A 23,175-nucleotide genomic window follows, 5' to 3' on the forward strand; every position below is an offset into this window, starting at 1 on the left:
ATTACAATACCTTCACTGGCTATGAACTTCACGATAGAAATTGAACAAGAAGAGGATGGACACTTTTTAGCTGAAGTGATTGGTTTTTCTGGTGTACTGGCTTATGGACAGACACGAGAAGAAGCAGTTGCTAGAGTTCAAGCATTAGCTTTGCGTATATTGGCAGATAAGCTCGAACATGGGGAAGTAATGCACACCAGCACCTAGCGCCAGTGCAGCCCAAAAATTTGATTGATGTTTTTAAGCAAATCACCATCTTTTATTTCGAGCAACCTTCATTTATTCAAGTAGTGTTGATGTATTTAGATATACTTGTGGAAATCGGTCATATTCTCTGAGCCAAGCACTAACTTTTGGATTAACCCAATTGAGAAAACAATAAATATCACTATGTATATTGTCAAGTTGCAGGTAATTCCAAATTGGTTCATGGTGAAAATTGCGGTTACGTAACCAATGTATACTTCTTATTTTTATCAAAACTTCAGTTAATAGTTTTTTGTAGCGAGTGAACAACGAACATTGCTGTAAAGATTTAAGTCTGTTCTCAAAATGAATTCATACACTGAAACAGAATTCTTCGTTGGTGCTATTCCGTACCAAATGTACGTTCAATATTACCGGCCGAGTCAAGACCAAAATTCAGTTCCTATTGTGCTTTTGCATGGCGCCTTTCATACAGGTACTTGCTTTGTCAAAACACCTGATAATCGCCAAGGTTGGGCAGCATATCTGGCAGAAAAAGGCTGCCCAACCTATATTGTTGACTGGCCAGGGCATGGTCGGTCGGGCTTTGTTCCAGACTTCCCTGTGATGTCATATAAACGGGTAATCAATGCTACAGTGGCGCTACTCGAACAGATTGGCCCGGCTGTGATTCTTACCCACAGTATGTCTGGTGTCGTTGGTTGGCAGACGGCACAAACTCATCCCAAACTTGTTAAAGCTATTATAGGCATTGCACCAGGGCCACCAGCGAATCTATTACCAGTTATCACAAAAAACTCTTCTTTGGCTTTTCCCGAAGACCGTCCGCGTATCCAGTCGCGTGAAGATACTAAAAAGTATTTCACCAATTCAGATACTTTTCCGCAAGAGGCATTTGAAAATTACTTTTGCAGTTTGGTCGCTGAGAGTGGGCGGATTAGCAATGAACGCAGAAATGTTGAAGGACGAGGGCTTTATATTTGCGACCCTCAGATACTATTTGATATTCCCATATGTGTGATTACAGGCGACCAAGACCCGCGCCATCCTCGTGAGACAGATGCAGAAACTGCAAAATACTTCCGGGGTGATTTTATTTGGCTTCCTGAAGTTGGACTCTCTGGCCACGGTCATCTGCAAATGCTTGAACACGGGAACTTAGCGATCGCTGACCTGTTTATGAATTGGCTAAAGAGCAAAGGTTTATAGTTGAAGGCATTTCACGGTATCTGGAAAACCTCTCTTCTTCATCTCTCTCCTTGTCGGAGAGAGACTTTGAATTTTCCCTCTTCCCATGTCGGGAAGGGGGCTAGGGGGTTAGGTCTTTCGTAGGCTTTTCCAGATGACCTGAATTGTCAACCAATTAATCAAGCTTATAAAGAATTCCAGGAGCAGTTAAACAGTTACAAAGATATTAACTTTGATAAATAAGTTACCAACTGAATTAAACTGATAGCACAATCTCTGATGACAAGCTACTCTCATTAGGGTAGAATATACAACTCTTCAAAAGTATTGATATCTTAAATTTTTCAAGCAGTTATCTTGCATATTCTGATAAAAAGTTATAAATTATTAGATTATGGGGTAAATCTGACATCTTACTGTCAAAAACTAATCCTGCTCAAGTAAATATACTGCAACCAGTTTTAACTTCACGCAAACCTTAAACAGTACTGAAGATATGTTTTTGCTTGGTAAAGCAAAGATTCCAGACATCAAAGGGAATAATAAATAATCTAGAAATATATCTTGTGTGACTGTTTTGAAGAATCATATTACTGCTGGCGTTGAAGAACAACAAAATTAACCAAAAGAGTAATCGATCATAAACAAATTAACTAACAATAAAGCTGCATAATTGTCAGCAGGTTTATTCATTGTTAGTTGATTAATGTTTCTCTCAATTATATTTGCTATTCAAAGAATCGTTTTTGCTATGCTGAGAATAGCAAAAATAATAAACGAAGACGCATCTACCGCAAATTCACAACCCTTATGGAGTTATTCTGGCGATGCACCTAAACGAATTGGAAACTACTGAAAATTTAAAAGAAGTGGAAGAAGCGTGGCTAGCGCTAGAAAAGTCAATTCTCTACTATCAAGGACGCCCCGTTGGGACGGTAGCCGCTTATGATGCATCTGTAGAGGCGCTTAATTATGACCAGTGCTTTGTCCGGGATTTTGTCTCTTCAGGTCTAATTTTTCTGATCAAAGGTAGAACAGATATTGTTCGCAATTTCTTAGAAGAAACCTTAAAGTTACAGCCTAAAGAAAGAGCATTAGATGCCTATAAGCCGGGACGAGGATTAATCCCAGCTAGCTTTAAAGTTGTATCAGAAAATGGGCAAGAATATTTAGAAGCAGATTTTGGTGAACATGCGATCGCTAGAGTTACACCTGTAGATTCTTGCCTATGGTGGATTATTTTATTGCGTGCTTATGTAGTCGCTACAGATGATTTTTCTCTAGCCTATAAACCTGAATTCCAAAATGGGATCAGGTTAATCATGGAAATCTGCTTGGCGAATCGTTTTGATATGTACCCAACGCTGTTGGTTCCAGATGGTGCTTGTATGATTGACCGTCGTATGGGCATTTATGGGCATCCTCTAGAACTACAAGTTCTTTTTTACACGGCATTGCGGGCATCTCGTGAACTGCTAATTTGTCAAGGAAATTCTGATATTGTTGAAGCGATTGATAATCGGTTGCCTCTTTTATGCGCTCATATTCGCCAGCATTATTGGATAGATATTAATCGCTTGAATGCAATTTATCACTTCAAAAGTGAAGAATATGGCAAGGGTGCTGTTAATCTGTTCAACATATATGTAGATTCTGTTCCCTATTATGAATTAGATAAGTGGCTGCCCAAAAAAGGTGGTTATCTAGCAGGTAATGTTGGTCCGTCGCAGTTAGATACTCGCTTCTTTTCACTCGGAAATTTAATGGCAATTATTTCAGACTTAGCCACCGAAGAACAGTCACAAGCGATTATGACTCTGATTGAGGAACGATGGGATGACTTGGTGGGAGATATGCCAATGAAAATTTGTTTCCCAGCTTTGCAAAATGAAGAGTACAGAATTGTAACTGGATGCGACCCCAAAAATATACCCTGGTCGTATCATAATGCTGGTAGTTGGCCGGTTTTAATGTGGATGTTGGCTGCGGCCGCTGTGAAAACTAACAAAACAAGTCTGGCACAAAAGGCTATTGAAATTGCTCGACCACGCCTGATTGCAGATGAATGGCCAGAATATTACGATGGCAAGAAAGGGCGACTGATTGGGAAACAAGCTAGGAAATATCAAACTTGGACAATTACTGGGTTCTTATTAGCAAAAGAACTGATGGCAAACCCAACTTATTTACCATTAATCAGCTTTGGAAAATTACCAGCAGAAGAAGTTTCTAGAGCATGTGAGTTTGAAATCGCCACTGTAGACCCGTATCTGACTCGATAGAGACGCGATTAATCGCATCTGTACAGGAGTTAGAATACAAAAGCTTTCTGACTCCTGATTCTTGTTTCCATGACAAACGCCCGTCAACTAGCTTTTATTGCCTTGCGAGATGTTCATAAGGGGGCTTATGCTGATGTTGCCCTAGATAGAGTGCTGCAAAAAGTTAATTTGGCTGATTGCGATCGCCGCTTGCTGACAGAATTGATTTATGGGAGTGTCAGAAGGCAGCGCACTCTTGATACTCTCATTGATCAACTCGCTAAAAAGAAATCTGACCAACAACCCCAAGACCTCCGCACTATCTTACATCTGGGCTTCTACCAACTGCGCTATCAAGAGCGTATTCCCGCTTCAGCTGCTGTTAATACCACCGTCCAACTCGCTAAAGAAAACGGTTTTTCTGGACTCACAGGTTTTGTTAACGGTTTATTACGCCAGTATATCCGCCTTGTAGAGAAGATAAAAACAGATCCGTTACAACTTCCAGAAAACCCAGTGGAACGCTTGGGCATTTTACACAGCTTTCCTGACTGGATTATTCAAGTTTGGTTAGAACAATTGGGTTTAGCCGAGACAGAACAACTCTGTGAATGGATGAACCAATCACCAACAATTGACTTACGAATCAACCCACTTTGCACTTCAATTGAAGAAGTTGAGGCGGCTTTACAATCTGCTGGTATTTTGGTGAGGCGCATTTCCCATTTACCCCAAGCTTTACGATTGATTGGTAGTGCTGGATCAATTCAAAAACTACCGGGTTTCAAAGAGGGTTGGTGGACTGTACAAGATAGTAGCGCCCAATTGGTAGGTCATTTACTTGACCCCCAACCAGGTGAGGTGGTAATTGATGCTTGTGCTGCACCAGGAGGTAAAACAACCCACATCGCTGAGTTAATGGCAGATAAAGGGAAAATTTGGGCTTGCGATCGCACTCCTTCTCGTCTTCGCAAACTCCAAGAAAATTCTCAACGGCTGAATTTACAATCTATTCAACTTTGCACTGGCGACAGTCGTCATTTTAGCCAATTTAAAAACACCGCAGACCGCGTATTACTCGATGCTCCATGTTCTGGTTTGGGAACCATGCACCGTCATGCTGATGCGCGTTGGCGACAGACACCAGAATCTGTTCGAGAACTTTCGGTGCTGCAAAAGGAATTAATAACACATACTTCTACTTTTGTCAAACATGGTGGTGTACTAGTTTATGCTACCTGTACATTGCATCCAGCAGAAAATGAACAAGTGATTTCGGCATTTTTAGCTGAGTCACCTGATTGGCAAATTGAGTCTCCCAAAGGTCTTGCGTTTGCTGATTCTGCCTATAGCACGCCTCAAGGTTGGTTTAAAGTTTGGCCCCATCGACAAGACATGGATGGCTTTTTTATGGTGCGCTTAAGAAAAACCAATAATTCCGCGTGAATACTGTTTGGGATTGTACGATTTTGTGGAGGACTGAATCTACCAGAGGAGTCAGCAATGGTTTCCCCTTCCAATGTAAAAAACTTAGTTAAAATCCTGATTGGAGCAGCCTGGATTGATGGTAAAATCCAGCCAGAAGAACGGCAATATCTGCGCGAAATAGCTCAAGCAAAGGGTTTGGCTAACGATCCAGAAATTAAGCCTTGGCTGTACGAATTAGTTCCTGTAGAGCCAAAAGAATGCTATGACTGGGTGCGGGAGTATTTAGGCGATCGCCCCAGCCTTGAAGATTGTGAAAATCTGATTGAAGCCATCAGTGGCTTAATTTATAGCGATGGTGAAGTTGCCGTCGAAGAAGCCAGACTCCTGACCAAATTGCAGGATATAGCGAAGCCGAATGACTCAGAGCAATCAGATCACAATCTGCTTCTTAAACAAATTCAAAAGCTTTACCGCCGTTGGGTTGAAGTGCAAAACTAACACTGAGTTATGAGTTGACAAGACGCGAAGAATCGCGTCTCTAGATGATTTTTAAGTTTGGTTATTAAACTCAGCACTCATCACTACTTTGACTTCGGTTCACCCAGACCCGGAGTTTCTTCTTTATCAACTTTTGGCACAAAATCAGGACGCTCTTTGCTTTCCCAACCTGCGGGGCGTTTCGAGTTGTACCAAGCTATTGAACCAATGGTTACAGCAGCAATAAAACCAACGACATATACCAAGGTGAAAGCGAAGGGAAAATGAGGAGCAGCATCTATAGCTGGTGCTGCTACTTGCATCAATAAATCCATGAGTATATTCTCCAAGATTATGCAACAGTATTTAATACACTATAAAATGAGCGTATCACCTAACATCCCCCCGTAGTTTAGTTTAAGCAACTTGATATTGCATGGGAAAGAGTAAAGGGTTAGAAGGGCAGGGGGAGACAAGGGGAACAAGGGGGAAAATTATTGAACAAGTTTCTTCTCATGCACAATGCCCAATTCTTAAATCCCCGTCTGAAAATGTCTTTAATTTTCAATGAGCTAGTGTGCTAGCATAACAGCAGATTCACTTTTTTCATCATGGAAACTCGAATTAACAAACGCACCCACAGCGATTACACCCAAAGTGCTGCCTATCTGCCCAAGGATTTAGTTAAAAATTTCAAACATCTAGTTCTTGAATTAGAAATAGGTAACAGCGAGGCAATGGAAGAAGCTGTCAGGATGTGGTGTGATGCGGCTATCAAAAAGGTAAGTCAACCTTGATAAGGTATCCTACACCCAAATAAAATCTGATTTGTTTTATCCTCTGCCAAAATCTCACAACATTTCTACTACCTATCTTTATAGTTAGATTAGATGAACGAACAGCAGACGTCTATATCTTGGCTGGAGAAGAAACAGGTATTGTAATTAACCGAAATGGTGAATGGAGATACGACGAATGACCAAGCCTAAGTTTGCAGCAATGAGTAAAATAGAGTTAAAACGTTATTTATTAGAGAATCGTAATGATACAGAAGCTTTTCACCCTCTAATGGATAAAATTAACGCTGAACCTAACCCGAAGTTTTATACCATAGATGAAATTGGTGAACTATAAAAATTAATACAAGCAAAACGCACACGAGAAAATCTATAAAAATTACCTTCTGTTTCTACAGGTGTTGAACCCTCGTAAATTGACAAAGGTATTGATTTTGAATTTTGTTAGCGCAGCGTAAAGCCTTCTCTTCTCCCAAGGGGAGACGCACTCGCGTTCGAGAGGCTTGTCTGCGACCATTGGTGTCAACTTCAGAAAAAATCTGCTTTGAGAAGACGTTTTGCCCTCATCCCCTAACCCCTTCTCCCAACTTGGGAGAAGGGGAACTAGAGAATTTGCTCCCCTCTCCCAAAATTGGTCGAGGGGCTGTTCTTGTGAGGGTCAAACCTCGAAAGCATGCCTTGCCTAACTTCTACGTTAAGTTGACACCAATGGTCTGCGACACGTTCCCGCGTTCGCCAACTGCATAGCCACGCGAACGCTTAGAGCGAGTCTGCGAGTGTCATTTTGAATTTTAAAATTGTTATTACTGAGGAGGTCTAAGCCTATCTCGCCAGGATGGCTGTGGTGATGAAGAACCTGAAGAACCGGAACTATTTGCCGGAGGCAACTCTCGCCGAATTCTTCGAGGCGGGGGAGAATCAGATTCTACTCTTCTAGATTGCCGCCGTGGAGTAGATGATTCTGAGGAAGAGTTCCTGGAACTTGATTCTTCGCTGCGATCGCGCCTTCTCCGTCCTGGGGTATAATCGCTAGATTGCTGTTCATCTTCAGAATAGCTCCTCCTGCTTCTACGTCTTTTGGATGAGCCGTTATCCTCAGAATTAGAATTTCTCGAACTTTCCCCTTCTGAGTCATCATCAGAGTGAATAGAACTATTCAGCATTTGTTTAGGCTTGATGGACTGAGCTTTTATGGTGCCTTTGCGACCTTCTAAGTTTGGTCGTTTGGGAAACTTTTCTACGGGCATCCCCTCTGCCGCTTTTTCCATAAATTCGTGCCAAGTGTAAGCTGCACTGCCACTACTGCCGTCTGTGGGGTGGTTATCATCGTTACCTAGCCAGACCCCTGTCACCATCTGGGGAATGTAGCCAATAAACCATAAATCGCGGGCTTCGTCGGAGGTGCCGGTTTTGCCAGCAACCGGTCTATTATCTAATTGAGCAGCACCACCAGTCCCAGCTTCTACGACATTGCGTAGCATCCAAGTCATGATCGCGGCACTATCAGCGTCAAGGGCGCGTTGAGACTTGAAATGAGCTGACCAGATAACTTTGCCTTGACGGTTGATGATCCGGCTAATACCATGAGGCTCTGTATGCAATCCTTGAGTTGCAAAACTGCCATAGGCGCTGGTCAACTCTAGGAGATTGACTTCATTTGAGCCGAGTGCTAAAGAGTAGGTGGGCTTAAGTTCGGATTTTATCCCCATATCATGGGCAAGTTTAATCGTTGGCGTAAATCCCACATCAATCAACACCTTTACCGCAATAATATTAACAGAGCGGGTGAGGGCATCGCGGATGGTCATTGAACCGTGGAAGTTTTCACTATAATTTTTCGGTTCATAGCCATCTACGACAAAGGGTGCATCCTCGTAACTATCGTAGGGGCTTTTACCGCTAGCGATCGCAGTCGCATAGACAAACCCTTTAAATGTCGATCCTGGCTGCCGTTGTGCCTGAGTAACATGATTAAACTGGTTATTACCAAAGTCTTTTCCCCCAACCATTGCTTTAATTTCACCGTTCCGGGGGTCAATGGCCACCATTGCGGCTTGCTTAAAGTTTTCCCAGCGTCCTTGATTTCGCAGTGTTTTAGCAACTGCCTCGTCTGCCACCTTCTGCCAAGTTGGGTTCAGTGTGGTTTCCACTACTAGACCTCCGCTTTTTAGCACATCCGGGGAAACGTACTTTGGCAATTCTTTTTGGATGTAGCTGGTAAAGTAGGGTGATTCTGCTTGCATTCGCTTAGGTAAACTGCTTTTGAGGGTTAGTGGCTCCTGAAGCGCTGTCTGCCTTTGTTCTCCTGTAATCACTCCATCTTCTTGCATCCGTTGCAATACCAAGTTGCGCCGCCGTTTTGCCGCTACTGGATTCTTGTCTGGGGCATACAAACTGGGGGCGGGAGCTAATCCAGCAATCGTTGCCATTTCCGCTAAAGAAAGCTGATCGGGTGATTTACTAAAGTATACCCAGGCTGCATCTGCCACACCATAAGCTCCAGATCCCAAATAAACCAGATTTAGGTAACGCTCTAGAATCTGATCTTTGGTTAATACTTGCTCCATTTTTTGTGCAAGGCGGACTTCCTTGAGTTTGCGCCAGATTGTCTGTTCTTGTTTCAAAAAGAGAATCCGCGTTAGCTGTTGAGTAATGGTGCTACCACCTTCGACCACACCTTGCGATCGCAAATTATTCAAACTCGCTCTCACAATCCCTTGCGGATCAACTCCGTTATGTTGTTTAAATCTTCTATCTTCTGAGGCGATAAAAGCTTTTTTTAAATTATCTGGTATTTGTTCCAGCTTTAACTCTTCTCTGGTTGCTTCACCTTGTTGTTTTAATATGGTGCCATCAGCAGCTTTGATGGTCAGTGTTTGCTCTCTCAGCACAGCATTCAACTCCGCCTGATCTGGCAAAGTCCGATCTATTATACTGATGCCGTAGATCAAGGCAACTATCCCACCACCTACACCCAAGCCTGCCCAAAACCATAAGCGACGATAGAGTGGTTTACCGCCAGTTGACTGATTGACCTTAATCTTAGATGGGAAAATTTTCATTTTGCTCGGTAACTGCCTCGCCTGCGCCAGATGTCTTGGTGGTTAGCTGCTCTCATTCGTTCTTCCTTGTCCAGAGTCACACAAATTAGTTGGTCTTCGCTTGAACCAGGAGGTAAGCTTCCCCACGTCAGTTCCTCGCTCAAAGTAGTAAAAACTATCTAACGCACCATCAATCAACTTTGGGGTTAGCTGCACTACCATTCTGTTAGTATAATATCCTATAAATAATTAACTAAATTCACCATAAAATAATGTTTTTTAGATTTCGTGAATTTAATTTTGTAAAAATCCTGTAATTATGATAAATATTAGGAAGATAAAAACTATTGACATTTTCTGCAACAGGTACAGCAAAGTATCCGCAAAGACATCCCGAAAACAGCTTACTTAAGGAGAGTGCAATGCCTGCTGCTGGCTACTCCAAAGCAAAGCCCAGACGAAGCGCCCTTGCCCTTGGTAGTAATATGGGCGATTCACAGACAATTTTAGAAGCAGCTATGGAGACTTTAGCCCAAACCCCAGGTATTCTCTTAGAAGCCAGATCCAATTGGTACCAAACTAAAGCCGTCGGACCACCACAGCCAGATTACCTAAATGGCTGCGTCACATTGCAGGTAGAAATCACAGCCCAGCAGTTATTAGAAATTTTGTTAGGAATTGAGCAACAATTTGGGCGTGTGCGTCACGAACGCTGGGGGCCACGAACCCTGGATTTAGATTTGTTATTATATGATGACTTAATTATGGATACACCAAACCTCCAGATTCCCCACCCACGAATGCGGGATCGGGCTTTTGTGTTAATACCACTTGCAGAAATTGCCCCAGATTGGATAGAACCAGTTTCTGGGTGTGTTATTAAAGAACTGCTGAAAGAGGTAGACTGTTCTGATGTACATTTATGGATGGGCAATTAAAAATATCATCCTTAAATCTAAAAGAACGCTGATTTCACCTCAGTATTCACAGATAATCAGATTTTACTATGCCATTAGGTAGAGAATTACCACAACTGCTGAAACAACGCTTTTTTTATAAAGGACGCAAGTTTGATTTTGAAGTAAATCGCTTGCGTTTGCCGAATAAATCGGAAGGAGAATGGGAATGTATTCGTCATCCTGGTGGTGCTTTAGCTGTGCCGGTGACAGCAGAGGGTAAACTTGTACTCGTGCGCCAGTATCGTTTTGCAATTCAGGGACGGATACTAGAATTTCCGGCGGGAACTGTGGAACCAAATGAAGAACCTTTAGAGACAATACAGCGTGAAATCGCCGAAGAAACTGGCTATAGTGCCAAAAAATGGGACAAACTAGGCGAATTTTTCTTAGCTCCCGGCTATTCTGATGAGATTATCTATGCTTTTCTCGCACGAGATTTGTCAAAGCTGGAAACACCACCACCACAAGATAAAGACGAGGATATCGAAACTGTGTTTTTAACTCCCGAAGAATTAGAGAAAGCTATTCTCGAAGGAGAGCCGGTAGATGCTAAATCAATTTCTAGCTTTTTTCTGGCGCGTCCGTTTTTAGTTTAATATCAATATATTATTATAGAGTTAGCGATGCCTACGGTGCAGGTTTTGAATCTGCTGATGAAATAGATCGTTAACAGCGATTTGAGTCGATACGTTGAATATCTCCGTTATCGACTCATCGCTGGCAGGTCTAGCCCTTGAAAATCATTATATAAACTAAAAAATCGCTCACTACTAACAAAAGCTTTAATATTGGAGTTCAAAAACAGGAAATTTCGGCTGAGGCATCTTAAGAGGAAAATGACAGATTTAACTCCAAATAGTACATTTTTAATAGCAGGAATTGTTTTTATAACGATTGCTGTCATTGGGCAATCTAAATTAGGTTTTATTGAAATTAATCCCGGTTGTTTTGGGAGATTTTTGGCTCTATTTATTGGGATTTTTAGCCTATTATATGCTTTGGGATTACTCAATCTTTCAACCGAAACCCTTGACTTATTAAGAACTGCTCTGACAGAAGAAATTCAACAGAGTATAAGTTCAATTAATCACCTTTTTCAAGGATCATAATTTATTTCCTATCTGATTTGTGAAAATTATCGATGTCCAGATCCCCGACTTCTCAAAGAAGTCGGGGATATAACTTTTAACGAATGATTTAGGATTGCTATAGCAACGGACAGGTAGCTTAGAACAGCAATAAAATCATAAAGTACGCTGTTGAACGGGCGTTTCCCGCCAACTCTCCTAACGGCTTTGGCGATTGCTATATATGTAAATCTATCTTATTAGTGATGGACAATTAATTTATCATTAAAATCTTTTCGTCGTGTCTGTGCGTCAGCCTAAATAATAAGTTTTTAAGCGGATATAATATCACTCTTCGGTTATCAACTTTCTTTCTTCAGGGAGTAAAGTAGTTTCATCTTCAGGGCGTTCGTCAAAGATGTTGGCGAAGCGATCGCTATCTACGCATTTGGCTTTAGTTCCATACGGTTTGATAATTATACTGACACCAATTGTCCAACCTAATGCAACCATCCAACCCGCGAGAATGTCACTGGGAAAATGAACCCCCAGATAGAGACGACACCACGCAATAGCTATTACATATAAGCTGCCGAAGATGAGAACCAACCAGCGCCAGGGGCTAGCCCAAGTTAAGAATAGCAAAATTACTAGCAAAGTTATACTCGTCATGGCATGAGCGCTGGGAAATGCAAAACTAGACTCAGGTGCAATAGACTGCCATAATTGTGGACGGACTCGATGCATTAATTCCTTTGCTGTGCGGTTGATGATGATGCTTCCGACTGAGGCGGTGAGTAAATAAGCTAGCGATCGCCAGCGTTTTTGAAGTAATAATATAAGTGCGATCGCACCTAAAATCGCTATGGACGTCCAAGGCAATCCAATTCTAGCTAGCGCCACTGCTAAAACATCCAGATGTGGGTTTGTTGTAGAATGAACTGCTAACAGAATAGGCACATCCCACGGGAAACCAGCTTGATTCTCCCATATCTTCACTGTCAGGATTTCAAAGACCTGCAAAGGTAAATATACACCTATTAAGAGGAGTAAGAGCGATCGCCAACGCGCAATCAACAGGTTTTTCAGAAAAGAAACAGGTGACTGACTCTCTTTATAGGCTGTTTTCACTTTTTCCATATCTAACTTAAAAAGACTAATAAACGAATTCACTGATTACAAATTACTGGAATCTTGAGAAATTCCACAATGTTTACAATACGACAAATGTTTATAAGTAAGATTATGACAGTTTTGGCATTCAATATATTGATTATAACCACAGTGCGGACAGTAAGTATCAAAATGTCGAATTTTCTTAGCACAATTGACACAGCATGATTTTTGAACTCTGCTTGCTGTCTGGACTTTAGCATTAAAGACAAATTTTTGAAAAAACTGGATAATTCCAAAACCAATAATCGGAATCAGCAAGATATAAATATAACTGATCAGGAAAAGCAAACCACCAAAAAGGATGCTAATGATCTTAAAGATAAATTCAAATATTGCACCTATTTGAAGAAATTCAAATATTTTAACGATTAATGGGATAAAAAAGATAACTAGTAAATGCCAGCTAATTAGGGAGATGAGTCCATATGCTCTTGCTTGGGCAAATTTGTGAACTGATAAGGCAATGAGAATCAATGGTATAAGAAAGAGAAACTGAAAAGCAAGCTGGATAGTTGGATACCAAAATGATGCCTGATGATAGCCTTGATCAACTTCCCGGAATTGATTGTCATCTTTAAGAAAGGCTATAAAACTAATGCTTTCCGGTTTGCCAAGCAGTTCATTTTTAAGAGTAGAATTTTCTTGATTAAGGGTAGAAATTTGGCGATTATTTTGTTCTAATGCTTGTTTAGCTTTTTCAGCACTGACTTGATTAATTGATTCTTGACGATCCTGACCGGCAATTCTTTCTAAAAGCGTTGAGTTATATTGGGCTTTAATAGTGCGATCATCTTGTTCAAGCCTAGTGATTTTCGCTTGTTTCTGATCAATCGTTTTGACGATTTGCTGCTTTTCAGGATTGTTAATCTTATCTTTGTAATTGGCATATTGCAAGCACGTTTTAGAAGCATTACCCAGATGTCCTACTTCGACTTGTTGATAGTTTTGCTGCAAGCTGAGTTGATACTTCGCGTTATTTGGCAATGAAAGTCTAACAATTTCATAGTCTTTATCTTTAGTGGTTTTTGTCCGGTAATCTTGCCACTCTGAATAACATGGATAAGCCTGGTTCGGGCTGATATACCATCTGCTAATATCATCCAGTCCCGTAAAAACATTAATCAAGATAAAAATATCAATTAAAATAATCACAACCAAACTCACTTTATTCAGTGGTTCGTTGTTGATTGTCCTTGATTTACTAAAAAATTGACTCAAAAGACGGCGGATTCTAGCAAACATATTTTCTTTTAAATAAATGGAAATTTAATCCGAATCAATTTTATATGATCAGTACTTAGTAACTGGGCAAAAATGCATTTTCTCATCTAAAGATTTGTTAACTGCTGACTTTTGAAAAAAAGATCCCCGACTTCTCAAAGAAGTCGGGGATCTGTGGCTAGGCTGCGGTAAAAAATATTATGACTTTGGTAACAGTTGTGCGCTCCAACTAAAACCTACTTAGCTGCAAAGTAAGCTTCTAATGCCTCAGAACCACCAATTAATTTACCATCGATAAACACTTGGGGAACTGTTGTCGCACCTGTAACTGCTTTTAATGATCGCGTGGTGATATCCTTACCCAAGGTAATTTCTTCATAGTTGATGCCATGTTCCTTGAGCATCGCCTTCGCACGCGCACAGAAGGGACAACCGACTTTCGCAAACAGAGAAACTACTTCCGGCTTCACTGCTTGGGGGTTGATGTATCTGAGCATTGTTTCCGCATCGGACACCTTAAAGGGATCTCCTGGCTCTTCTGGCTCAATAAACATCTGGTTAATTACACCATCTTTCACCAGCATAGAATAACGCCATGATCGCTTCCCAAACCCCAAGTCTGATTTATCTACCAGCAGACCCATGCCTTCAGTAAATTCACCATTACCATCAGGAATTAGTGTGATATTTTCTGCCTCTTGATCCTTTGCCCATTCGTTCATCACGAAGGCATCATTGACAGAAATACAGATAATATTATCGACACCATTTTCTTTGAAAACCTTAGCCAATTCGTTGTAGCCAGGGAGATGAGTTGATGAACAAGTTGGAGTATAAGCACCTGGTAAAGAGAAGACAACCACTGTCTTATCAGCAAACAATTCATCGGTTGTCACGTCCACCCAGTCGTTGTTATTGCGAGTATGGAAAGTAACATTCGGTACTCTTTGCCCTTTGCGATCGGTGAACATAATTTTGCTTGCCTTTAGTAATTAATTCCAGTCATAACCTATCATGCGAGAACTGGTTAAAACCTTACTTCATCCTGCTACGCGCTTTCGTCCCTGGCGGTCACTGAGCCTGCCAAAGTGTACGCAAAACTAGTATTAAATATTCTTCCTGATTAAAACTTTATCCCTTTATGGGTAGAGTATTCACCAATTCTGACTCCTGAATTCTGACTCCTGGTTATTACAACCCCTTCTTTACTGAGTTTACAGCAGTTTTCATCTATTTGCACCACATCTGTCGTAGGGGCACAGCAATGCTGTGCCCTTACTGCGTGGTCTATTTACCTAAAAATAGCTGTAAGACAATCTCCGTTCCCGATGTCCGATCGCATGGGGAAGTTTGAACAATTGTCAAACGATTTGAGATTTGCGATCGCGCAGCATCTCGTAAAGAAGGCAGCTGGTTAAAAAAATTGACTTTGACAAAGAGTTAAGCCTGAACCCAAGCGTATTGGGCTTTAGCTGCCGTTTTTGTTGACGTTGCAAAAGTTTATATTTAAAATGGAACCAGTCAAAATATGATAAGTATTTATTCTTATTTATCCTGATAAATTCACATTCGATGAGTATATATTCCTGTTGGAAGTAAAAATTTAATCTTTTAGACTTCAATAAAGGTTACAAAAGTAAAAATTGCTTCATATAATGTAACTAAAAGCGAGAAAGCAAATTGATTGTCAGAAGTGATGAATGCTATTGAATTTCCCTGGCTAACAGCCATAATCCTCTTACCCTTGGTGGCTGCCTTAGCCATCCCCCTAATCCCAGACAAAGAAGGTAGAACCGTCCGGTGGTATGGTTTGGGCATTGCGATCGCTGACTTTGCACTGATGATTTATGCCTTTTGGTATAAGTACGACTTCCAAAGTTCAAGACTCCAACTTGTAGAAAACTATCCTTGGGTACCACAGTTAGGTTTGCATTGGGCGGTGGGGGTTGATGGATTATCGATGCCCTTACTGCTTCTGACAGGTTTAATAAATACCCTCGCAATCTTCGCGGCTTGGAAAGTTACCACCAAGCCGCGATTATTTTATGGTTTGATGTTAGCGATGTACAGCGCCCAGCTTGGGGTATTTGTCGCCCAGGATTTGCTGTTGTTCTTCCTGATGTGGGAAATCGAGTTAGTGCCGGTTTACCTGCTGATTTCCATCTGGGGAGGACAAAACCGCCGTTATGCCGCTACCAAGTTCATTCTTTACACCGCCGCCGCATCAATATTTATCTTGATTGCCGGTTTTGCAATGGCATTCTCTGGAGATACCGTCACCTTCGACATGGCGACTCTGGGAATGAAAGAATACCCCAAAACCTTGGAATTGTTGGTTTATGCAGGTTTCTTGATAGCCTTCGGTGTGAAGTTACCGATTTTCCCTTTACACACTTGGCTACCTGATGCTCACGGTGAAGCATCAGCACCCGGTTCGATGATTTTGGCTGGTGTGTTGTTAAAAATGGGTGGTTATGCTCTCATCCGCTTCAATGTGGAAATGTTGCCCAATGCCCATGTGACTTTTGCGCCAGTCTTAGCGATTTTAGGTGTAGTAAATATTGTCTACGGTTCTTGCTGTGCTTTTGCTCAAACCAATCTCAAACGTCGCTTGGCTTACTCTTCAATTGCCCACATGGGGTTTGTGCTGATTGGGATTGCCTCCTACACAGAACTAGGTATCAGTGGTGCAGTGCTACAGATGGTTTCCCACGGCTTGATTGCTGCTAGCTTGTTCTTCCTCTCTGGCGTGACTTACGATCGCACCCACACCTTGATGATGGATAAAATGGGCGGTATGGCTAAAGTAATGCCCAAAACCTTTGCTCTGTTTACCATTGGTTCAATGGCTTCTCTCGCCTTACCCGGAATGAGTGGTTTTGTGGGTGAGTTGATGGTGTTTCTTGGTATCGCCACGAGTGATGTTTACAGTTCCAGCTTCAAAGTTGTAGTCGTGCTGCTGTCAGCCGTTGGCGTGATTTTGACACCGATTTATTTACTATCGATGCTGCGTCAAGTATTCTACGGTGAGCAAAGTCAAGAGTTGCACTTGGATGCTGTAATATCTGATGTGAAACCCCGCGAAATATTTATTACCGCTTGCTTGCTGCTGCCAATCATCGGAATCGGGTTTTATCCCAAGTTGGCAACGCAGACTTATGATGTAAAGGCAGTGGAATTAGCCGCCCATGCTCGTCAAGTTCTACCAGTTGTTGCTCATCAGCAACCATCAAGTCTGTACTCGCGGATTTTCTCTGCACCAACATTGGCTAATTCTCAAGTTGAAAGTTCGATTAATATTTCTGAGTAAATTAACTGCAACTAAATTCTAAATATGAGGGGAATAAAGGGGTGGTTTTGTAACCACCCCTAAAATTTTGGATAACGGTAATGATCAACGAAATAATCAAAAGTGGTAAACCGCGAAGCAGAGGGTAAGTTTATGGTCTTTCATATAGTCACAAGCTTTACTGTGATAAACAAAAGAAGAACATTGCGGCAACCAGTGCCGTAGTAATTATTTCTGCATCACTCATCTCACAACGAATATCTTCACGGTGTCCAATGGCCTTGAGTAGGTTGTCGATGATAGCATAGATCGCAATTGTTTCATTTAACATCAGCCCCTCCAAATTTTCTCACTGGAGGGGATTTTATTGTTTAAGTGGTCGCGATCGATCGCCTGAATCTGTAACTAGCAACTTGGGTTATGTAGGTGCGATCGCAGATCATCCAGCCGTAACGCACCGCTATATCTATTATCATCTGTAATATCCTTTGGGCGTTTGCCGTTCAATACTCAACAGCAATGATCTTAATAATCCAAAATCTAAAATCTAAAATTGAATGAGCCGTTTTTTTGTCGCCCTTTTACCACCGCAAGACATTCAAGACTACGCCAACCAGATTAAGCAGGACTTTGCTGAGCGCTATGCTAGTAGCGGGGCGCTAAAGTCTCCGCCTCATATTACCCTGCAACCGCCCTTTGAATGGCCAGATGCTAACTTGCCACTGCTAGAAGCATCCTTGAAGGAGTTTGCCAGTGGACAACAGCCAGTAGTAATTAAACTCAGGGGGTTTGATGCCTTTGTGCCCCGTGTTATATACATTAATGTCGTCATAAGTCAAGAGCTTTTAACTTTGCAAGCTGATTTAATGGCTTATACAGAAGGCAACTTGGGAATTGTTGACAAGGTTTCTAAAACCCGCCCTTTTGCACCCCATATAACGGTTGCGTTTCGGGATTTAACAAAGCAAAACTTTAAAGCTGCTTGGCCAGAATTTAAAAAGCGTCAGTTGGATTTTGATTTTAATGCTGACAAATTAACGCTGCTGCTTCACGACGGTAATCGCTGGAATATTAAATCGGAGTTTGGTTTTTTGACTAGTGAGCAATGAGTTGGTGAAATAGTTAAAAGCGATCGCTCCAATTGTTGGGCATAAGTCTGCGCTTGCTGATCGAGGTGGGCATTTTTCAGAGCATCGCACAACTACGGAGAGCCACTTGCAAGCTGGTGTAAAGGAAACATTGCGTAGTATCATCATCAATAGTTGAGAATAAGCGATCGCGATCGCCCACCAAGACTTAAAACCATCTTTCTTTTTCTCGGTGTGTAGTCGCCTACGCCGAACGTCTCCTACAGAAGCAGCTTGTCGTCACACATCGCTTAACTTTTGAAACGCCTTGTAAACAAGACATGTTAGATTTTTTTATTTCTACTTACTTACTTTTTGTCAAACCAGATACATTAAATGCTAGTTTAGTCGCAAAGGAAGCAAAAAGCATGACCGTTTATAGCCCTGAAGTCATCCGTCATATATTGATCGGGCTGGGATATTTAGCTCCTGAGATAGATCCTAAGCCGGATCTCACTAAATTTGCTCCCTGGAAGCGGAATAACAACTCCTTAACAGATAATCCTACCGAAGAAGCAATTAAAAGGTTTCAGAAACAGTATTCACAAAAACTTCTAGTAGATGGTAACGCTAACGCTGAGACTAGAACTGTAATGGAAGATACAGTCAAAGGGCTTCAGAATAGATTGAAGTTTCACGGTTTTGCAACCAATGCCGAAATTCCTCCAGACAAGGCTTTTTATGGGCCAGCCACTTATTTAGCAGTCAAGAAATTTCAAAAATCTCAGGGTTTAACTGAAAATGGCATTGCCACTATTGAACAGCGTCAAATTCTACAGCAATCTAGTCTAGCAAATAAGCCCCAGCCGCAGCCCCAGTCCCAACTTAAGCTGATAGATTTGTGGCTCCAATTCCAAAAGAATCCTCAAAATCCTTCTTACATCGCAGCCTTAAATAATTTACAACAAAATATACCCAAGGACGTTTTATACAAACTTACTAACAAATGGAGGGGGACAAATGATCAAAATCCTGAGATTGTCAAGCTGACGAATGTGTTCACTTATTATGATGACAACAATCAAAACAATCGTGATGCACTAACTTACTTACAAAGTCAGATGACTCCAGTCATCTCTCAAGCATTTTTAAGTCTTTGGAATAAAAAGTAAACTCATCTGACAATTCAGGTCATCTGGAAAACCTCTCTTCTTCATCTCTCTCCTAAAAGGCTACTGTGTAGATTCTACAACCCACAAATCAAAACCTCACCCTCGCTTTACCCAAGGGTAAATCTTTCCCTCTCCTTAATAAGGAGAGGGACAGGTTTTGCGTAGCAGAACCAGGGTGAGGTTTTTCAAGATTTTTGGGTAATTTGATGACTTGTGTGTACACGGTAGCCTAGAAGGAGAGAGACTTTGAATTTTCTACCCTTCCCGTGTCGGGAAGGGGGTTATACCATTTCACACAAACCCTGATACATATAGATTTATCGTAGGGGCACAGAAAAAGCTCATTGGTGTCAACTTAAGAAAAAATTTGTTTTGAGAAGGCGTTTTGCCCTCATCCCCTAACCCCTTCTCCCAACTTGGGATTCGGGGAACTAGAGAATTTGCTCCCCTCTCCCAATTTTGGGAGAGGGGGTGGGGGTGAGGATGCCTTGCCTAACTTCTACGTTAAGTTGACACCAATGAGCATTGCTGTGCCCCTACCGCGTGGTCTATATACCTGAAAATAGCTGTAAAGCAACTGCCGTCCCATACTCCTAAGAGTGAGATGTGGGACTTCTGCTGAAATTAGTTAAACAGTCGATAATGTAAATAAATGTAATAAAATCCTCAGGCAGGACAGAAGCATCTATGCGTGTAATTTTGATGACCGGCAAAGGCGGCGTGGGCAAAACTTCCGTTGCTGCTGCAACTGGACTGCGTTGTGCCGAACTAGGCTATCAGACATTGGTTTTAAGTACAGATCCCGCTCATTCCCTGGCAGACAGTTTTGACATCGAACTGGGACATACACCCCAAAAAATTCGTCCAAATTTGTGGGGTGCTGAATTGGATGCACTGCAAGAACTGGAGGGAAACTGGGGTGCTGTGAAACGTTACATTACCCAAGTTTTACAGGCAAGGGGTTTAGACGGCATACAGGCTGAAGAATTGGCAATTTTACCAGGCATGGATGAGATTTTTGGCTTGGTAAGGATGAAACGCCATTACGATGAAGGCGAGTTTGATGTTTTAATTATCGACTCAGCCCCCACCGGCACAGCACTGCGGTTGCTGAGTTTACCTGAAATCGGTGGCTGGTATATGCGCCGTTTTTACAAACCATTTCAAAACATCTCGGTGGCACTTCGGCCTCTGGTTGAACCTTTTTTTAGACCAATTGCTGGTTTTTCGCTACCTGATAAAGAAGTGATGGATGCACCTTATGAGTTTTATGAACAAATTGAAGCTCTGGAAAAAGTATTAACAGACAATACTAAAACCTCAGTGCGTCTGGTTACTAATCCCGAAAAGATGGTGATTAAAGAGTCTCTGCGTGCCCATGCTTATCTGAGTTTGTATAATGTTGCAACAGATTTAATAGTAGCTAATCGGATTATTCCCAATGAAGTCCAAGACCCATTTTTCCAACGTTGGAAGGAAAGTCAGGAGCAATATCGCCAGGAAATTCATGATAATTTCCACCCTCTACCTGTGAAAGAAGTTCCACTTTTTTCTGAGGAAATGTGCGGATTGGCTGCATTAGAACGCCTGAAGGAAACCCTTTATAAAGATGAAGATCCGATTCAGGTTTATTACAAAGAAACGACTCTAAGAGTCGTGCAAGAGGGAAACCAATACAGCTTAGAACTTTACTTACCCGGTATTCCTAAAAACCAAGTTCAACTGAGTAAAACCGGAGACGAATTAAACATTACTATTGGGAACCACCGTCGTAACTTAGTTTTACCACAAGCCTTAGCAGCACTACAACCAGCAGGGGCAAAGATGGAAGACGACTATCTAAAAATCAGCTTTGCTGAGAATATAAGAGTTTAAGTTTGTTGCCACGGTAATGTTAGCAAAACGTTCTAGATCCCTCTAAATCCACGCCACGTGCTACCCTGCGGGTTCTCCTAAGGAGTACAAGTCGGGAAACCGCAAGGGCGCAGTGGCTCCCCGATAAATTGGGGGACTTTGATCCGGTTCCCCCCTTTTGAAGGGGAGCCAGCGCAGTCTTCTCCCTTCGCGCAGCGTCTCCAAGAGTTGGGGAGACGCTAAAAGCGATAGCGCCACGGAGAGCGAGTCTGCGAGCGTCTGGGGTCTCCCCAAGCGGAGCGACTGGCGTGGGCTAGGGGGGATCAGTAAGTGCTTAAAATCACAGCCAACCACTTTTAAAACAACCTCTTAAAAGTCGCTACGTTTTTTTAACTTCTAAGTTGCACGGGCATAGCTAAATAGGTCATTTTCAAACCGCCTAGTGGCGTAAAAATTACTGGAGTTAGGCTTTGATTTAAATGCATTTGAATTTCGGAAGATGGTAATTCTTTCAAGCCTTCCATCAAATATTTAATGTTAAAGGCAATCTCTATATTTTCCCCAGAAATCTGTGCCGGCATTGACTCTCGACCACTGCCCACATCTTGAGCTTCACAAGATAAGGTAATTTCTTGGGCTTCACTGTCAATACTGACCTTGACAATATTATTTTTCTGATCGGCTAGTACAGCAATCCGTTCCAAAGTGCTGACAAATTGTCGCCGTTCAATTGTGACTTGTCGCTCAAATTGGCGCGGGATTAGTTGTCGATAGGCAGGATATTGCCCTTCTAATGTGCGACTAGTCAAGCGTTGATTTTGCCATGCAAACACAACTTGACCTTGATCAAAATATAAAGCTACAGGTTGATCTGATGAGGCGTTATGAGCTAGCATTCGTTGTAGTTCGCGTAATGCTCTAGCTGGTACTGTCACTTCTAGCTGACTAGTTCCGCCTAGAGGACGCTCGTTGCTAGTTTCTACTACTGCTAGGCGATGTCCGTCGGTAGCTGCAAATTCTAGGGTATCTTGTTTAACTGTTAAATGCACTCCGGTAAGTACTTGCTTGGTTTCATCACTACTCGTAGCAAATAAGGAACCGCGTAAGCCCTCAATTAATGAGGCGGTGGTGAGATAGATTACTTCCGTATTTTCAATTATAGGTAGTTCGGGAAACTCTTCAGGCCCCATTGCTCGTACTTGGTAATGTCCACTCTTGGGTGTGAGTGTGACTATTAAACCTTCTCCACCAGATGTTGCACCTGTGAGGGCTGATTCATCGTCTAAAGTGATTTCACCCTCTGGAAGACGAGAGGTGATGTCTACAAGTAATTTAGCAGGAAGTGCGATCGCGCCTCCTTGCCATACCTCTGCGTTAAAGCTGGTGCGGATTCCCAAGCTGAGATCAAAGGCTGTTAAGCTGACTTGCTTAGTTTCAGCATCGGCTTGTAGTAGCACATTCGCAAGTACCGGATGAGTTGGTCGTGAGGGTACTGCACGACTGACGAGTGAGAGATTTGTACTGAGATCGCTTTGGGAGCAAACTAATTTCATAAGTCAGATTCAGCTGGTGAAAGATATCGTAACATCCTTATTGTTCATAGGCGATCGCTGTTTTCTGCTTAGTGCGTCACCGAACAGCCCACCGCAGGTCTTACCCTGAGCCTGTCGAAGGGCACCGCATCTACGCTTCAGACTGTGAAAATTTAAACGTTTGCAGCTAATATTGGATGATTCATAAGAAACGCTTAAGCATTTATTATAAATGTATAAGCAATTGCTCCAAATGCTTAATACTTTGCAACAATTTATCTGAGATATATAACAAAAACTTAAGTATTTCTTATATATGTATAAGCAATTGCTCCAAATGCTTAATACTTTGCAACAATTTATCTGAGATATATAACAAACACTTAAATCATTGCAGCATTTGTTGTAATGAACTTATGAATTTATTCGCTACCGCAAA

General features: G+C 41.9%; 21 protein-coding genes and 1 pseudogene. 15 read left to right on the forward strand and 7 right to left on the reverse strand.

The annotated features are described in order from the left end of the window. Positions 1 to 21 precede the first annotated feature (21 nt). The 5 genes from ACYTXL_RS02735 to ACYTXL_RS02755 all read left to right on the forward strand — a co-directional run bounded on the left by ACYTXL_RS02735 (position 22) and on the right by ACYTXL_RS02755 (position 5,582). Positions 22 to 207, forward strand: a complete 186-nt coding sequence (locus tag ACYTXL_RS02735) for a type II toxin-antitoxin system HicB family antitoxin (protein WP_461923399.1) — start codon at positions 22 to 24, stop codon at positions 205 to 207. A 345-nt stretch (positions 208 to 552) separates the two neighbouring features. Then, on the forward strand, positions 553 to 1,416 hold the full coding sequence (locus ACYTXL_RS02740) for an alpha/beta fold hydrolase (protein WP_461923400.1): 864 nt from the start codon (positions 553 to 555) through the stop codon (positions 1,414 to 1,416). 806 nt (positions 1,417 to 2,222) lie between these two features. After that, positions 2,223 to 3,677: a glycoside hydrolase 100 family protein gene (locus tag ACYTXL_RS02745; RefSeq protein WP_461923401.1), complete on the forward strand. Its 1,455-nt coding sequence runs from the start codon at positions 2,223 to 2,225 to the stop codon at positions 3,675 to 3,677. 69 nt (positions 3,678 to 3,746) lie between these two features. After that, positions 3,747 to 5,102, forward strand: a complete 1,356-nt coding sequence (locus tag ACYTXL_RS02750; RefSeq protein ID WP_461923402.1) for a 16S rRNA (cytosine(967)-C(5))-methyltransferase — start codon at positions 3,747 to 3,749, stop codon at positions 5,100 to 5,102. A gap of 57 nt (positions 5,103 to 5,159) precedes the next feature. After that, entirely contained in the window at positions 5,160 to 5,582 is a 423-nt protein-coding gene (locus ACYTXL_RS02755) for a tellurite resistance TerB family protein (protein ID WP_461923403.1), read from the forward strand. Positions 5,583 to 5,665: 83 nt separating this feature from the next. On the opposite strand, the gene psb35 is transcribed toward ACYTXL_RS02755, so the two are convergent. Continuing rightward, positions 5,666 to 5,896, reverse strand: a complete 231-nt coding sequence (gene psb35 / locus ACYTXL_RS02760; RefSeq protein ID WP_292801052.1) for a photosystem II assembly protein Psb35 — start codon at positions 5,894 to 5,896, stop codon at positions 5,666 to 5,668. Positions 5,897 to 6,172: 276 nt separating this feature from the next. Between psb35 and ACYTXL_RS02765 the strand changes: the two genes are divergently transcribed. From ACYTXL_RS02765 to ACYTXL_RS02775, 3 genes are read left to right on the forward strand one after another with little or no spacing between them, the layout of a single operon-like run. Continuing rightward, positions 6,173 to 6,358, forward strand: a complete 186-nt coding sequence (locus ACYTXL_RS02765) for a ribbon-helix-helix protein, CopG family (RefSeq protein WP_461923404.1) — start codon at positions 6,173 to 6,175, stop codon at positions 6,356 to 6,358. A 38-nt stretch (positions 6,359 to 6,396) separates the two neighbouring features. Then, positions 6,397 to 6,540 (forward strand): DUF6888 family protein, encoded by a 144-nt coding sequence (locus ACYTXL_RS02770; protein WP_461923448.1) that lies wholly within the window; start codon positions 6,397 to 6,399, stop codon positions 6,538 to 6,540. Beyond that, positions 6,537 to 6,695 (forward strand): DUF6887 family protein, encoded by a 159-nt coding sequence (locus ACYTXL_RS02775; RefSeq protein ID WP_461923405.1) that lies wholly within the window; start codon positions 6,537 to 6,539, stop codon positions 6,693 to 6,695. Before ACYTXL_RS02770 ends, ACYTXL_RS02775 begins: the two co-directional genes overlap by 4 nt. A 466-nt stretch (positions 6,696 to 7,161) precedes the next feature. On the opposite strand, the gene ACYTXL_RS02780 is transcribed toward ACYTXL_RS02775, so the two are convergent. Then, a complete protein-coding gene (locus tag ACYTXL_RS02780) occupies positions 7,162 to 9,420 on the reverse strand; it encodes a transglycosylase domain-containing protein (RefSeq protein ID WP_461923406.1) in 2,259 nt (752 codons plus the stop codon). 401 nt (positions 9,421 to 9,821) lie between these two features. Between ACYTXL_RS02780 and folK the strand changes: the two genes are divergently transcribed. The 3 genes from folK (at position 9,822) to ACYTXL_RS02795 (ending at position 11,467) form a co-directional block, all read left to right on the forward strand. Further along, entirely contained in the window at positions 9,822 to 10,337 is a 516-nt protein-coding gene (gene folK / locus ACYTXL_RS02785; RefSeq protein ID WP_461923449.1) for a 2-amino-4-hydroxy-6-hydroxymethyldihydropteridine diphosphokinase, read from the forward strand. A 68-nt stretch (positions 10,338 to 10,405) separates the two neighbouring features. Continuing rightward, a complete protein-coding gene (locus ACYTXL_RS02790) occupies positions 10,406 to 10,954 on the forward strand; it encodes an NUDIX hydrolase (protein WP_461923407.1) in 549 nt (182 codons plus the stop codon). 240 nt (positions 10,955 to 11,194) lie between these two features. Beyond that, complete coding sequence (locus ACYTXL_RS02795; protein ID WP_461923408.1) at positions 11,195 to 11,467, forward strand: hypothetical protein; 273 nt, start codon at positions 11,195 to 11,197, stop codon at positions 11,465 to 11,467. Between the two features lie 306 nt (positions 11,468 to 11,773). Here the strand turns inward: ACYTXL_RS02795 and ACYTXL_RS02800 are convergent, their stop codons facing one another. The 3 genes from ACYTXL_RS02800 to ACYTXL_RS02810 form a co-directional block, all read right to left on the reverse strand. Next, positions 11,774 to 12,565 carry a phosphatase PAP2 family protein gene (locus ACYTXL_RS02800; protein WP_461923409.1) on the reverse strand — a complete coding sequence of 264 codons (792 nt, stop codon included), beginning with the start codon at positions 12,563 to 12,565 and terminating at the stop codon, positions 11,774 to 11,776. A 36-nt stretch (positions 12,566 to 12,601) separates the two neighbouring features. Continuing rightward, complete coding sequence (locus ACYTXL_RS02805) at positions 12,602 to 13,843, reverse strand: hypothetical protein (RefSeq protein WP_461923410.1); 1,242 nt, start codon at positions 13,841 to 13,843, stop codon at positions 12,602 to 12,604. A 215-nt stretch (positions 13,844 to 14,058) separates the two neighbouring features. Beyond that, positions 14,059 to 14,793: a glutathione peroxidase gene (locus ACYTXL_RS02810; protein ID WP_461923411.1), complete on the reverse strand. Its 735-nt coding sequence runs from the start codon at positions 14,791 to 14,793 to the stop codon at positions 14,059 to 14,061. Between the two features lie 725 nt (positions 14,794 to 15,518). Between ACYTXL_RS02810 and ACYTXL_RS02815 the strand changes: the two genes are divergently transcribed. Beyond that, a complete protein-coding gene (locus ACYTXL_RS02815) occupies positions 15,519 to 17,132 on the forward strand; it encodes an NAD(P)H-quinone oxidoreductase subunit 4 (protein ID WP_461923412.1) in 1,614 nt (537 codons plus the stop codon). A 126-nt stretch (positions 17,133 to 17,258) separates the two neighbouring features. Here ACYTXL_RS02815 and ACYTXL_RS02820 read toward each other — a convergent pair. Next, positions 17,259 to 17,442, reverse strand: a pseudogene (locus ACYTXL_RS02820) (IS982 family transposase); the annotation flags it as partial. Positions 17,443 to 17,668: 226 nt separating this feature from the next. Between ACYTXL_RS02820 and ACYTXL_RS02825 the strand changes: the two are divergent. From ACYTXL_RS02825 to ACYTXL_RS02835, 3 genes are all read left to right on the forward strand, one after another. After that, positions 17,669 to 18,220, forward strand: a complete 552-nt coding sequence (locus tag ACYTXL_RS02825; protein ID WP_461923413.1) for a 2'-5' RNA ligase family protein — start codon at positions 17,669 to 17,671, stop codon at positions 18,218 to 18,220. 299 nt (positions 18,221 to 18,519) lie between these two features. After that, a complete protein-coding gene (locus ACYTXL_RS02830) occupies positions 18,520 to 19,350 on the forward strand; it encodes a peptidoglycan-binding domain-containing protein (RefSeq protein WP_461923414.1) in 831 nt (276 codons plus the stop codon). A gap of 687 nt (positions 19,351 to 20,037) precedes the next feature. Next, entirely contained in the window at positions 20,038 to 21,225 is a 1,188-nt protein-coding gene (locus ACYTXL_RS02835) for a TRC40/GET3/ArsA family transport-energizing ATPase (RefSeq protein WP_461923415.1), read from the forward strand. A 368-nt stretch (positions 21,226 to 21,593) separates the two neighbouring features. Here ACYTXL_RS02835 and dnaN read toward each other — a convergent pair whose 3' ends face one another. Continuing rightward, the gene (dnaN, locus tag ACYTXL_RS02840; RefSeq protein WP_461923416.1) at positions 21,594 to 22,757 is read right to left on the reverse strand and encodes a DNA polymerase III subunit beta; all 1,164 of its coding nucleotides are present in this window, start codon (positions 22,755 to 22,757) and stop codon (positions 21,594 to 21,596) included. Between the last annotated feature and the right edge of the window lie 418 nt (positions 22,758 to 23,175).

The organism is Nostoc sp. (assembly GCF_054880495.1).